Source organism: Hyalangium sp., from assembly GCF_035629615.1.
In the GTDB taxonomy this organism is placed as follows: domain Bacteria; phylum Myxococcota; class Myxococcia; order Myxococcales; family Myxococcaceae; genus Hyalangium.
On record NZ_DASPHO010000335.1, the window covers coordinates 18,391 to 31,885 of the forward strand.

Below are 13,495 nucleotides of genomic sequence, written 5' to 3' on the forward strand. Positions count from 1 at the left end.
TAAAGGGATACTCGACATGTTGAGCACTTCGAGCGGTGGGATCGGGCTGGCGGCCTCGGGCGCGCGAGCTCCGCGGAGAGAGAGCGCTCTCGTCACCTGGCTGGATGGATTCCTCTCGGAGGAACTCCGCCAGGCACCGCTCGAGGAGCGCGGCCGTGGCCGGGTGGTGGCTGGGGCGGTTTGCAGCTCGATCCTGATGGCCGCCGTGATCCTGGTTGCCATCCATCTGGCAAAGCTACCCGGGGGCTACCTTGTGGCGGCCATCGGCACCCCGGTCGGCTGCGCGGGAGCGCTGCTCGTCTTACGGAAGGCGTCCTCCGCCCGACCCGCGGCGCTGCTCTTCTGTAGCATCATGGCGTCCGCGTTCATCCTGCTCTGCCTCTACGAGGACGACTCGTACCTCGCCACGCACGTCATCGGGATGATGATCACGGTCCTGGCGGTGTACCTGTTGGGCCCCCGCCGCGGGCTCGTCATCTTCGTGCCGCTGCTCTTGTTCATCGGAGTCATCCTCCCGATCTACCGCGGGAGCTCTGGCTACGAGCCTCGCCCCCTCACGGAGGGCCACGCCTGGGTGTTGCATATCCTGGCTGCACTCTCCCTCCTGGCCAGCTGGGCCATCGGCTGGCTGTACACCAGCGCGCGTGACGCGACTCAGGCGGAGCTCGAGCAGGACATCCAGGCGCGCCGGGAGGCCGAGGCCAAGCTGGGCGAGCTGCACCGCACGCTGCTGAGCGTCTCTCACCAGGCCGGCATGGCGGAGATCGCCACGGGCGTGCTGCACAACGTGGGCAACACCCTCAACAGCGTCAACGTCTCGGTCGGTCTCGTGATCGAACGGCTGCGCAGCTCACGGCTGTCCAAGCTGGCCCTGGCCACCGAGCTGATGCACCAGCAGTCAGCGGACCTCGGGACCTTCCTCAGCGCCGACCCACGCGGCAAGCTCCTCCCGGAGTACCTCAGCACTCTCTCGGCAGAGCTGATAGCTGAGCGCGAGGCCCTCGTGACGGAGATGCAGAGGTTGAGCGAGAGCGTCGATCACATCAAGGCTGTCGTCAGCATGCAGCAGCGGCATGCGAAGCTCGGTGGCATGGTGGAGCAGGTGCCCGTGCCCCAGCTCATCAGCGACGCGATGCGGCTGCACGCCACTTCGTTCGAGCGGCTGGGCATCGAGGTGCAATGCGAGTACGCCGAGGTCCCTCCCATCCTGGTGGACCGGCACAAGCTGCTGCAGATCCTCCTCAACCTGGTGAGCAATGCGCAGCACTCGCTCGTGCAGAGCGGCACGCCGGACAAGCGGCTGGCCATTCGTGTCGGGCTCCGCGCGGGAGGAGAAGCACTGCGCATCGAGGTGGCGGACAACGGGGTGGGCATCGCACCAGAGCACCTGCCGCGCCTGTTCACCCAGGGCTTCACCACGAAGAAGACCGGGCACGGCTTCGGGCTGCACATCAGCGCCCTGGCCGCCGCGGAGATGAAGGGACGGCTCACCGTGGCGAGCGCCGGGCCAGGCCAAGGCGCCACCTTTGCCATCGAGCTGCCTGTCGATGGTGAGACCACGCTCCCGCCGGGCCCGTCGGTCGAATGAGGCCCGCTCTGGCTGCTGCACCTCGGACGTGGCGAGCAGCGCCTCCCGGTACTTTTGACGACGAAGTCAAGCTGATGCTATGAGCCCGCCCCCTATGGACGGTGATGGTCGCAGTCCTTCTCCTGTGACGCTGGAGGAGGTAGCCCGTCGTGCTGGCGTCTCACCGAGCACGGTCTCTCGCATCCTCAACGGCACCGCTCGCGTGCGGGAGAGCAAGCGCAAGGCAGTCGAGCGCGCCATCGCCGAGCTCGACTATCGCCCCAATGTGATCGCCCGGGGCCTGGCCCGCGGACGCACGATGTCCGTGGGAGTCATCACTCAAGACATTGCCAGCCCCTTCTATAACGAGACCCTGAAAGGGATTGAAGACAGCGTGGCCAAGGTGGGCTACGCGCCCCTCTTCGTGAGCGGCCACGGGACCGCAGCCAAAGAGGCCGAGCGCATGGCGCTGCTGATGGCCCGCCGCGTGGACGGGGTGATCGTGCTGACCGGCATGATTGACGATCCCTCCCTCTTGAGCCATGCGCAGCGCCTGCCCATCGTCGTCACCGGCCGCACCCTGCAAGGGCCCAACCTCGTCAGCATCCACCTCGACAACGAGCAGGCCGGCTACGACGCCACCCGTCACCTGCTCGAGCTGGGCCACAACCGCATCGCGCATATCGCTGGGCCGGTGCTGAATGTCGATGCTCAGGAGCGGCTGGCGGGCTACCGGCGCGCGCTGACCGATGCCGGTGTGCCGGTGGACGAGCGCCTGATCGCCTTCGGCGACTTCCATGAGACCGGCGGCCTGCTCGCGCTCAACCAGCTGCTGGAGACACGAATCAACTTCACCGCGCTGTTCGTCGCCAACGATCAGATGGCCTACGGCGCCCGCCTGGCGCTGTATCGCAAAGGCATCCGCGTCCCCGAGGACGTGTCACTGATCGGCTTCGACGATCTGCCGTCCTCGCTCTACACCACCCCGCCCCTCACCACCGTGCGCCAGCCGGCGTACGACCTGGGGAAGGTCGCTGGCGAGGCGATACTGCGGCTCATCGACGGCCAGTCCCCCTCGCTTCCAGAGCTGCCGCTGCAGATCATCGTCCGCGAGTCGACCCAGCGGCGACGCGGCCAGTCGTTCGGCTAGGACTTCCGCGGCCAGAACAACAGGAATGGCGCAGAATGCGGGTGAAAGCGCTTTCACGCAGCCGGGAGCGTGTGGCAATCTCCTGCTCGCATGCCTTCTCGCTCCCTTCCCGAAGACTTCCAGTGGGGTGTTGCCACCAGCGCCTATCAGATCGAAGGCGCCGCCTTCCAGGGTGGGCGCGGCCCGTCGATCTGGGACACCTTCAGCCACACCCCGGGCAAGGTCGTCGACGGCCACACGGGCGACGTCGCGTGCGACCACTACCACCGCCTGGAGGAAGACCTGGATCTGCTGGTGGCGCTGGGCGTCAACGCCTACCGCTTCTCGGTGGCGTGGCCCCGCGTCATGCCTGACGGGCGATTCCCCCTCAATCCCAAGGGCCTGGACTTCTATGACCGGATGCTGGACGGCCTCTGCGCGCGCGGCATCCGGTCGCAGCTGACGCTCTACCACTGGGATCTGCCGCAGTCGCTCCACGAGGCGAGAGGCTGGGGCCACCGTGACACGCTCCAGCACTTCACCGACTACGCGCAGGTGATCGCTCGCCGCCTGGGAGATCGCGTGGACAGCATCGCCACGATCAACGAGCCGTGGGTCGTGGCCACGCTGGGCTATGAGCGCGGCATCTTCGCCCCCGGCCTGACGGACCGACGGCTGGCCATGCAGGTGTCACACCATCTGCTGATGGCGCACGGCCTGGCCGTCCAGGCGCTGCGCGCGCTCGTGCCGAGGGTCAAGCTCGGGATCGTGTTGAACCTGGCTCCTACCTACGCTGCCCGCGCGAGCGCCGCCGACCGGGCCAAGGCCCAGCTGGAGGATGGCCTGCTGGTGCGCTGGTACATGGACCCGCTCTTCCGGGGCTGCTACCCGCAAGACGTGCTCGAGCACCTCGGGGCGGACGCGCCCAGTGTGAAGCCGGAGGAGCTCAAGCTGATCCGGGAGCCGACCGACTTCCTGGGCGTCAACTACTACACCCGCAACTTCGTCCACGCCGAGGACCCGAACCTGAAGCCTCCTGGCAAGTTGGGGTTCACCGACATGGGCTGGGAGGTCTACCCGCAGGGGTTGACCCACCTGCTGCTGCGGCTGGCGCACGACTACAGCCCACCGCCGTTCTACATCACCGAGAACGGCGCCGCGTTCGTCGACCGGCTGGAGGGCGACTCGGTGCACGACCTGAAGCGGGTGCACTACCTGGAGCAGCACATCGCGGCCATGAATGCGGCCCGCGACCAGGGGGTGGACGTCCGTGGCTACTTCGCCTGGAGCTTCCTGGACAACTTCGAGTGGGCCTCGGGCTACTTGAAGCGCTTCGGGCTCGTGCATGTCGACTTCGAGAGCCAACGCCGCGTGCTGAAGGACAGCGCGCTCTGGTATCGCAACTTCATTGCGGCCCAGCAGCCCTGGCGCCCCGAAGCCGCTGGAATCTGACATGTAGGCGTTAAGAAGGCATCGCTTTCAGGGCATTGAGCCCTCTTGAGGGGAGTCCCTCTGGGAGAATCTGAAAGCGCATTCAAAAAATGCTTCTCTTGCATGGAAAGCAGGTCTATACGTCTCGCCGCGAGCATCTGCCTCAACAGCCCGAGGACAACGCTATGACGCTTTCGAAGTCGTGGATCGCTGGGTTGATGGTGGCCGCCAGCCTGGCCTGTGGCCACGAGCTGGAGGCCCCTCCCGAGGAGGTGCTGGAGAGCGTCGATCAGCCAGCCACCGCGGTGGTGCCTCTCTTTGGCAGCAGCACGTCGCTCGAGCCTGCGCTCATCGTGGATACGCCGACGGCCCTCATCACCCGCCTGGCCGACCGGGCGCGCGATCGCCACGCGCGCGAGTCCCAGTTCCAGAGCTACGAGCACTACCTACCGCTCTACTTCGAGAACCGGACGATCTCGATCGAGGTCATCGACCGCGTCGCCAAGGGTGGCAGTGACATCACCTTCAACATCACCTCGCTCCACCCTCTGGACACGCCCGACTTCCGCGCCTTCTACATGGGCTCGGGAGTGCTCTCGAACTACTACTTCAACGTGGACATGACGCAGGTGGACCCTCTCCACTACACCACCACCGTCAACTACAACGCGAAGGCCGGCCGGCGTATCCAGCTTGGCGATCGGATGGAGATCGAGATCAGCCAGTTCCTGCTGCCTCCCGTCACGGGCCGCGCCAACTATTACGGGACGGCCCTGCTCTACGTCGTCGGCCAGGGAGGCATGGTGCCGTGGGAGGGCGTTGGCGCCAACCTGGACTCGTTCGCGCTGCCGCAGACGGCCTGGCTGGGTGGCCGCACAACGGTGGGCTACAGCTACTCCAACGAGCCAGTGCATGGGTTCAAGCAGATCGCGACGAACCTGGCGCCCGTGAGCGCACAGCCTTTCATGGAGGGCCGGCGCCTGCACCACACGGACTTTGGTGATGGCACGCACTCCGAGTCCGGCAATCCCGTGTTCACCGCGCAGCAGAACAAGATCGGGCCCCGGTTCATCGCTCGCAGCTGCGTCGCCTGCCACACGAACAACGGCCGCGCGCTTCCGCCCGGCACGAGCTCGGGCGGCGGCAGCACCACCGTGCAGTTCTACGCCAACAACGCCCCTTGGGCCGACATCCACTACTCCATCAACGGTGGCGGGACGCTGAACGTCCGGATGGCGCACGACAACGCCACCAACAACAACACCTTCGCCGTGACGAATGTCCCGGCCGGGGCGACCGTGCGGTACAACTTCACCATCGGCATCGCCGCAGGTGGAGCCACCGACACTCCCACGACGACGTTCACGATGGGCAGCGGGAGCTCGGGTGGCACCGGCAGCTACGGCCACCTCGTGGACTCTGGGTCGGCGCCGGGCGGCAGCCTGAAGTACGTCGTCCGGGTGGGCCAGGTGAGCGGCACCACGGTGACGGCGCATCCGCAGCTGGGGTTCGTCCTCCAGCCGCAGATCACCAGCGGCAGCCCCGAGGGCAACGTGAGCATCTCGGGCTGGACGACGACGAACGGCACCTTCGGAGATGGAACGGCGTTCCAGCTGCGGCGCCCGACCTATGCGTTCACGGGTGTGGTGCCCTCGAACTACTCCGCCCGCATCTCACCGCAGCTCGTCGGGATGGGGCTGCTGGAGGCGGTCGCTGAGAGCACGATCGGCAACCTGGAGGATCCCAACGACAGCAACGGCGACGGCATCTCGGGTCGCATGCAGGCCGTGACCGATCCGCAGACCGGCCAGGTGCGCATGGGGCGCTTCGGCTGGAAGGCCGGCAAGGCGCGCCTCAGCCAGCAGATCGCGAGCGCGCTCAGTACCGACATGGGTGTCACCACCTCGATCTACCGGACGCCAGACTGCGGCTCGTCGCAGACGTGCGCGGCCGCGAGCACTGAGCTGAGCGACGCGGATCTGAACAAGCTGGTGCGCTACCTCTCCGCGCTGGGCGTTCCGGCGCGCCGCAACCTCGGCGATGCCCAGGCGCAGCAAGGCGAGAGCCTGTTTGGCAGCCTCGGGTGCAGCAAGTGCCACACCCCCTCGCTGACGACCAGCGCCTACCACCCCATGGCCGAGCTGCGCGGCCAGACGATCCGGCCGTACACGGACATGCTACTGCATGACATGGGGACCGGCCTGGCGGATAACCTTCCGGAGGGAGTCGCAACGGGCGCGGAGTGGCGCACGCCGCCGCTGTGGGGAATCGGCCTGACCGCGGGCATCAGCGGCGGCGAGGCCTACCTGCATGACGGCCGCGCACGCAACCTGACGGAGGCCATCCTGTGGCACGGCGGCGAAGCCAATGCCTCCAAGGAGGCCTTTCGCACCCAGTCCAGCGCGAATCGGACCGCGCTGTTCCGGTTCTTGCAGTCCCTCTGACACAGCCTCCCCCTCCTGTCAGAGCGGTTCCCCCCCCCTTTCAAACACAAGCAGCCCCCCCACCAGAAGGAGCGCAAGATGCGTGGCAACCCGTCATTCCGAGTTGGATCCAGAGGAGTTCTCGCTGCGCAGTGTATGGCGCTAGCGCTCGCCGTCCTGTTCACGACGGAGGCCATGGCGGCGACCTCGGGCTACACCCTCACGTCCTCGAGCAGCGTCCGGTTCTACGTCAACGATGCCAGCTGGGCCGACCTGCACTACACCATCAACGGGGGTGGCCAGCAGAACGTGCGGATGATCGCCAGCGGCACCAACCACACGTACAACGTCACGGGAGTGCCAAGCGGCGCGGCCGTTCGCTACTTCTTCACGATCGGCACGGGCGGAACTGCCGTCGACACCGCGTGGGCGCAGTTCACCATGTCCGGTGGCACGACTCCTCCGCCTACGGGGAGCTGGCAGGTGGTCTGGGAAGACACCTTCAACACCAACGGCCAGCCCAGCTCGGCCAACTGGAACTACCACGTAGGCAATGGCTTCAACCCGGGCGCTGGCGCCTTCGCGGGCTGGGGCAATGGCGAGTGGGAGTGGTACCGCCCCGAGAACGCGTACGTGCAGAACGGCAACCTCGTCATCCGCGCGGAGTACAACACCACGCCCACGGTCATCGCCGGCCGGAACTGGTACCAGAAGTCCTCGCGCATCACGACCAAGGGCAAGAAGTCCTGGACCTTTGGCCGGATCGAGGCCCGCATCGCCATGCCCAACGCCATTGGCACCTGGCCGGCCTTCTGGATGATGGGCACCGCGTGTGACGACACCGTGACGACCAACTACGCCGCCCCCATGAGCCACTACGACGTGATGGCGGGCAACTGGTCGAGCTGTGGCGAGATCGACATCATGGAGCACCGCAACTCGGAGACGGTCACCTTCCAGAACCTGTTCTGGGACTCGCGCACCGGGCTCTACCCGTGGGCCAACGGCCTCAACAACGAGCAGCCCAGCAACATCAACGTGGGCAACGTCACGCAGTTCCACCTGTACACCATCGAGTGGGAGCCCACCCAGATCCGCTGGTACATCGACCGTGACACGCACCCCACCCCGGTGCACACCGTCGACATCACCGCCAGCAACAAGGAAGAGTTCCAGAAGCCCTTCCACATCATCCTGAACCTGGCCCTGGGCGGGCTGTTCACGGGCTACGCGGAGCCCAACCGCGCCGACTTCCCGATGTACATGTACGTCGACTACGTCCGGGTGTGGCAGCGCCGGTAGTCCAAGCTGTCGCATGAGGCGGCTCCACCGGGCGGCCGGCACCGCCTGGTGGAGCCTGCCGCATTTCCCGGTCGGCGTTGCCTCAACAAGGAGAAGACATGAGACGGTCCTACGCCAGCCGGGAGCTTCTCCACGGCGCAGCGGTTCTGTTGCTAGTGTTGATGGCGTGTCATTCAGATGACGGCCCCACTCCCCCAGACGACGATCCGCCTCCAGAGAACCCTCCCGCCGACGATTGGCCACGGATCGAGAGCGCCATCCCGAAGGACGAGGCTCTCGAGGCCAAGGTGGAGGCGCTGCTGCAGGACCTGACGCTCGAGGAGAAAGTCGGGCAGATGATCCAGGTGGAGATCCCGAACGTCACCCCCGAGGAGATCAAGCAGTACCACCTCGGAGCGGTGCTGAACGGAGGCGGCTCCTGGCCCGGCGGCAAGAAGGACGCGCCCGTGCAGGACTGGGTGGCGCGCGCCGACGAGCTGTGGGAAGCCTCGATGGATCCGGCCAATGCCCACCGGATCCCCATCATGTGGGGCACCGACGCCGTCCACGGCCACAACAACGTGCGCGGCGCGACGATGTTCCCGCACAACATCGGGCTGGGCGCTGCCAATGATCCGGACCTGATCCGGCGCATCAGCGAGGTGACGGCCCGCGAGGTGTCCCGCACCGGCATCGACTGGGCCTTCGGGCCCACCCTGGCCGTCGTGCGGGATGACCGGTGGGGCCGCACCTACGAGGGCTACTCGGAGGACCCGGCCATCGTCGAGGCCTATGCCGGCAAGGCCGTCGAGGGGCTGCAGGGCCTGCTCGCCAAGGATGCCAGCGCTCACGAGAAGGTGGTGGCCACGGCCAAGCACTTCCTGGGCGACGGCGGCACCACCCGTGGCAAGGATCAGGGCGTCACCGCCCTCAGCGAGCGCCAGCTGCGGGAGCTCCATGGCCGCGGCTACTTTACGGCGCTCAAGGAGGGCGCTCAGACCGTCATGGCCTCGTACAGCAGCTGGCAGAACACGGACCAGGGCGAGAACGCCAAGGCCTACAAGCTGCACGGCAGTTCCTACCTGCTGACGGACGTGCTGAAGACGAAGATGGGCTTCGACGGCTTTGTGATCTCCGACTGGAACGGCCACGGCCAGGTCAATCGCAGCAACAGCGACTCGCCCACCGACTGCACCAACAGCAACTGCCCCCAGGCCATCAACGCCGGCATCGACATGGTGATGGTGCCCTACCGGGACGACTGGAAGGCGCTCATCACCAACACGATCGCCTCGGTGAAGAGTGGAGAGATCCCGGAGGCGCGCATCAACGATGCCGTGCGCCGCATCCTGCGCGTGAAGTACCGCTCGGGCCTCTTCGACAAGCCCAAGCCCTCGCTGCGCACCGCCTCCCGCGAGCTCGGCACAGCCGAGCACCGCGCCGTGGCCCGTGAGGCCGTGCGCAAGTCGCTGGTGCTGCTGAAGAACAATGGCTCCACGCTGCCCCTGGCTCGCGCGGCCAAGGTGCTGGTCGCGGGCAAGAGCGCCGACAGCCTGCAGAACCAGACCGGCGGCTGGTCCCTCACCTGGCAGGGCACGGGCAACGCCAACGCCGACTTCGGTGGGGGCACCACCGTGTGGCAGGCGATCCAGAAGATCTCTCCCACGGCCACGCTCGACACCAGCCCTGACGGAGCGCTGGGCGATGCGAGCTACGACGCCGCCATCGTGGTGATCGGCGAGACGCCGTACGCCGAAGGACAAGGGGACATCGGCAACACGAAGACGCTGGAGCTGGCGAAGCTGCGCCCGGAGGACCTGACGCTCATCAACGGCCTCAAGGCCCGTGGCGTGAAGAAGATCGTCACCGTGCTGTTCTCGGGCCGGCCGCTCTACGCCAACAAGGAGCTCAACCGCTCGGATGCCTTCGTCGCAGCCTGGCTCCCTGGCACCGAGGGTGACGGCGTGGCGGAGGTGCTGTTCCGCAAGGAGGATGGCTCGGTCCACTTCGACTTCACCGGGAAGCTCTCCTACTCGTGGCCCAAGGCGGCCTGTCAGACGTCGCTCAACCGCGGTGACGCGAGCTATGACCCGCTCTATGCCTACGGCTATGGCATGACGTACGCCACCAGCCAGGAGCAGGGCGCCCTCGACGAGGCCAGCCCCGAGGTCGGCTGCGGCGTGGACGGCGGCGGTGGCACGACGACGATACCCATGGCGGTGTTCGAGCGCGACAACCAGGACCCCTGGGTGATGCGCATCGGCGCCCCGTCCAACTGGGGAGGCGTCGACGTGCTCCAGTCCACCAGCAGCACCACCCAGACGCCCGCGGGCGAGCTCACTGTCACCCCGGTCGATGATCGCAACGGCCTCCAGTGGGCCGCGGTCCGAGCCACCTGGAACAACGCCACCGGGCAGCTCTACATGCAGAGCGCGAACAGCAACGACGTGCGAGCCCTGCAGGCCTACCTGAACTCGGGTGGCGCGCTGGTGTTCGATGCTCGGGTGAGCACCCCGCCCACTGGCAGCGTGAAGGCCCGGGTGGACTGCGTGTACCCGTGCGGCGGCGAGATCGACGTGACCCAGGCGCTCAACGCGCTGCCGGTCAACACCTGGACCGAGGTGGCGATCCCGCTCCAGTGCTTCTCGCAGAAGGGCGCCGACTTCTCGACCGTCAATACGCCCATGCTGATCTTCACCGAGGGCTCGATGGAGCTGTCCGTCGCCAACATCCGCTGGGAGCCGAACAAGCCCGGCAACGTCAGCTGTGACGGCAGCTCCGGGAGCACCACGCCCATCACCGACGACAAGGATGCCTACGTCAACGGCGTCGTCGACACCACCCTGTTTGGCAACCCCAGCAGCTGGTCCTACGGCACTGGCAGCGTCACGGTGAACCCGGCGCTCGACACCGCCGAGGGAAAGGTGATCGACGTCGTCTTCAACAACGTCACCGATGGCGGTGGCAATGGCGGCTTCGCCTTCTCGGCCAAGGATCCGATCCTCCTGGATGTCTCGTCGATCGCCACCACGGGTGGCATCCGCTTCGAGCTAAAGGTGCTCGACTACGGCAACACCACGCAGGACTTCTGGGTGAAGCTCGTCTGCAACCGCAAGCCCGACAGCTGCGCGACGGGAGACTTGAAGACCCTCATCGGCCGCCCAGCCGTAGGAACCTGGACGACGGTGAAGATCCCGTTCGCGAACCCGGGCTATGCGAGCGGCTGGGATGTGACGAGGCTCAGCTCGGTCCTGGAGCTGCTCCCCGCGTGGGATGACCAGCGCGGCACCATCCACTTCCAGCTCCGCAGCATCCGCATCGTGAAGCAGCTCGAGTGACGGAGGAGGCCGAAGGAGGCCGCCTACGCGGGCAACGAGCCCTTCCCGGTGGCGATGGTGTCCCAGAACTGCTTCACCTTCTGGACGTAGGTGGCATCGCCCGTGCCTGCGGGGAGCGCGTTCACGTTGCTCCGATCGACACCGTTGGGCCCGGAGTTGTACGCGCGCAGCGCCAGGTCCCAGCTCCCGAACTGCTCCTTCATGTCTTTCATGTAGCAGGCGCCCGCGAGGATGTTCGTCTCCGGGTCGGCCAGATCCTTGCCCTGCAGCTCCGGGTGCTTGGCCTGCAGCTCCTTGAAGGTGTTGGGGTTGATCTGCATCAGCCCGGTGTCCGTCAGGCCGTTGCCCCCGTTGGTGGAGGTGGCGCTCAGGTTGCCCCGAGACTCCTGCCAGATCTGCGCGGCCAGCATGGACGCCGGCACGCCCGTCTTGGCCGACGCCGACTCGATGGCCCCCTTGTACTTCTCCAGGGCCGGAGGCATCCCCGCCCCCAGCTTCGCATCACCCGAGGGGCTCACCGGGCTCGAACCGCTCTTCCCGGCCGGGTTGAGCTCCACGGGAGCCTTGCCCCCACAGGGCGTGAAGCTGCTCTGCGAGAACGGCGCCGGCGCAGACGGCGAGGCGCCCCCCTTCTGCACTCCCCCGCCCTGCGTGAGCTGCATCAGCTTCTGGATCTTGTTGATCGAGTCCATGAGCGCCTTGGCGCCCTCGAGCAGGGCCTGCAGCTGCCCACCACGTCCCTGGAGACCCTGGAAACCGTCTCCGAGCCGTGTGGAGGACAGCTCATGAGTCTGGAGGCGAGCGGCGGTGGGGTTCTGGCGAAGGGGCGAGACGTTCATGGCGGAGTTCCTTTCAGGGGGGAGGAAGCCCTGTGCGGGGGAGATGGCTTTCCCTAGAGCAGGAGGCGTGCCAGAGCGGCGCGGGCCGTCCGCAGGCCTCGGCGCGCGGCCTTTCTCCCTCGGAGGAGCCTGGAAGCCGGGCACTTGCGGCGAGCTCCCGCCCTCCCCTCTGCCTGAGCCCCTGGTGACGCCAGTCCCGGCGGATTCCCGCCCCCCTGAGGCCTGGGCCCCTGATGACGCGAGCCCCACCTGATGAGTGCTGTCACCATGTAGAATGCCCGCAGCGCCCATTGGGGAGAGAGGCCATAACCCTTGGGAGAGCGGGCGGTTCCGTGGACCACCGCGTGCATCAGGTGCATCGCCATGACAGAGGACGACAGCGGGAGCGGCAGCAGTCAGTCGCGTACCCCCATGCTGAGCACTGACGGCGCCGAGCCCGGCCCGACGCAGGAGGAGGTGCTGCCCCTCTCACAGGTGGGGCGCTACCTCCTGCTCAAGCGGCTCGGCGAGGGCGGCATGGGGGTGGTGTACTCCGCCTACGATCCGGATCTGGAGCGCAAGGTCGCCCTCAAGCTGCTGAAGCCAGCGGCGCGGACGGACTCGGAAGAGGCGCGGGCGCGGCTGCTGCGCGAGGCCCAGGCCATGGCCCGTGTCTCCCATCCCAACGTCATCCCCATCTTCGACGTGGGCGTGTGGGGTGATCAGGTGTTCCTCGCCATGGAGATGGTGGATGGGGGCACCTTGAGCTCCTGGTTGAAGGAGAAGGAGCGTCCCTGGCGCGAGGTGCTGGAGAAGTTCCTGGCCGCCGGGCTGGGCCTGCAGGCGGCGCATGAAGTCGGCCTGGTGCACCGGGACTTCAAGCCCGCCAACGTCCTGATGAGCAGCGCCGGGCGCGTCTACGTCACCGACTTCGGGCTGGCACGGCAGGTGGGAGCGGCCGGCAAGGAGGACCTGCGGCCCCCTGAGGCCAGGCACCTGTCGCTGGACCGCCGGATGCTGGAGACCACCATCACCCAGACCGGCATGGTGGTGGGCACGCCCGCATATATGTCGCCAGAGCAGCTCGAGGATGCCGAGCTGGATGCGCGCTCGGACCAGTTCAGCTTCTGCGCCTCGCTCTACTGGGGCCTCTACCGCCAGCGCGCCTTCGATCCCGCCAGGATGAACTCACTCGTGGCGGAGCGGGTCCCGAAGCCGGGCCCGGACCAGACTCAGCCCCTGACGCCGAAGAGCACCCCCTCCGGCTCCCTCTCCGCCAAGAACGGAGGGCTCATCCAGGAGCCGCCGCGCGACGTGAAGGTGCCCGCCTGGGTGAGGCAGGCGGTGCTGCGCGGGCTGGCATTCGAGCCCGGGGCGCGCTTCCCCTCCATGAAGGAGCTACTGGAGGCGCTCTCTCAAGAGCAGCGGCGGGCGCGGCGGTGGCGGTGGGGGGTGGCGGCCGGCGCGGTGGGCCTGGGGCTGACGGTGATCGCCGGGGGGGTGTACCA

Annotated in this window: 8 protein-coding genes; 7 read left to right on the forward strand and 1 reads right to left on the reverse strand. The window is 67.1% G+C overall.

Features of this window, described 5'->3' with window-relative positions:
* Positions 1-16: 16 nt before the first annotated feature.
* The 6 genes from VD972_RS16865 to VD972_RS16890 all read left to right on the forward strand — a co-directional run bounded on the left by VD972_RS16865 (position 17) and on the right by VD972_RS16890 (position 11,169).
* Positions 17-1,588 (forward strand): HAMP domain-containing sensor histidine kinase, encoded by a 1,572-nt coding sequence (locus VD972_RS16865; RefSeq protein ID WP_324988238.1) that lies wholly within the window; start codon positions 17-19, stop codon positions 1,586-1,588.
* A gap of 94 nt (positions 1,589-1,682) precedes the next feature.
* Positions 1,683-2,717, forward strand: coding sequence for a LacI family DNA-binding transcriptional regulator (locus tag VD972_RS16870; protein ID WP_324988240.1), 1,035 nt, complete (start codon positions 1,683-1,685; stop codon positions 2,715-2,717).
* 90 nt (positions 2,718-2,807) lie between these two features.
* A complete protein-coding gene (locus VD972_RS16875; protein ID WP_324988242.1) occupies positions 2,808-4,148 on the forward strand; it encodes a GH1 family beta-glucosidase in 1,341 nt (446 codons plus the stop codon).
* A 164-nt stretch (positions 4,149-4,312) separates the two neighbouring features.
* Positions 4,313-6,571: a di-heme oxidoredictase family protein gene (locus VD972_RS16880; RefSeq protein WP_324988244.1), complete on the forward strand. Its 2,259-nt coding sequence runs from the start codon at positions 4,313-4,315 to the stop codon at positions 6,569-6,571.
* 135 nt (positions 6,572-6,706) lie between these two features.
* A complete protein-coding gene (locus VD972_RS16885; RefSeq protein WP_324988246.1) occupies positions 6,707-7,852 on the forward strand; it encodes a glycoside hydrolase family 16 protein in 1,146 nt (381 codons plus the stop codon).
* Between the two features lie 98 nt (positions 7,853-7,950).
* Positions 7,951-11,169 carry an exo 1,3/1,4-beta-D-glucan glucohydrolase gene (locus VD972_RS16890; protein WP_324988248.1) on the forward strand — a complete coding sequence of 1,073 codons (3,219 nt, stop codon included), beginning with the start codon at positions 7,951-7,953 and terminating at the stop codon, positions 11,167-11,169.
* Between the two features lie 23 nt (positions 11,170-11,192).
* Here VD972_RS16890 and VD972_RS16895 read toward each other — a convergent pair whose 3' ends face one another.
* Positions 11,193-12,008, reverse strand: coding sequence for a lytic transglycosylase domain-containing protein (locus VD972_RS16895; RefSeq protein ID WP_324988250.1), 816 nt, complete (start codon positions 12,006-12,008; stop codon positions 11,193-11,195).
* 363 nt (positions 12,009-12,371) lie between these two features.
* Between VD972_RS16895 and VD972_RS16900 the strand changes: the two genes are divergently transcribed.
* Positions 12,372-13,495 (forward strand): serine/threonine-protein kinase (locus tag VD972_RS16900; protein ID WP_324988252.1); only part of this gene is annotated, 1,124 nt, incomplete at its 3' end.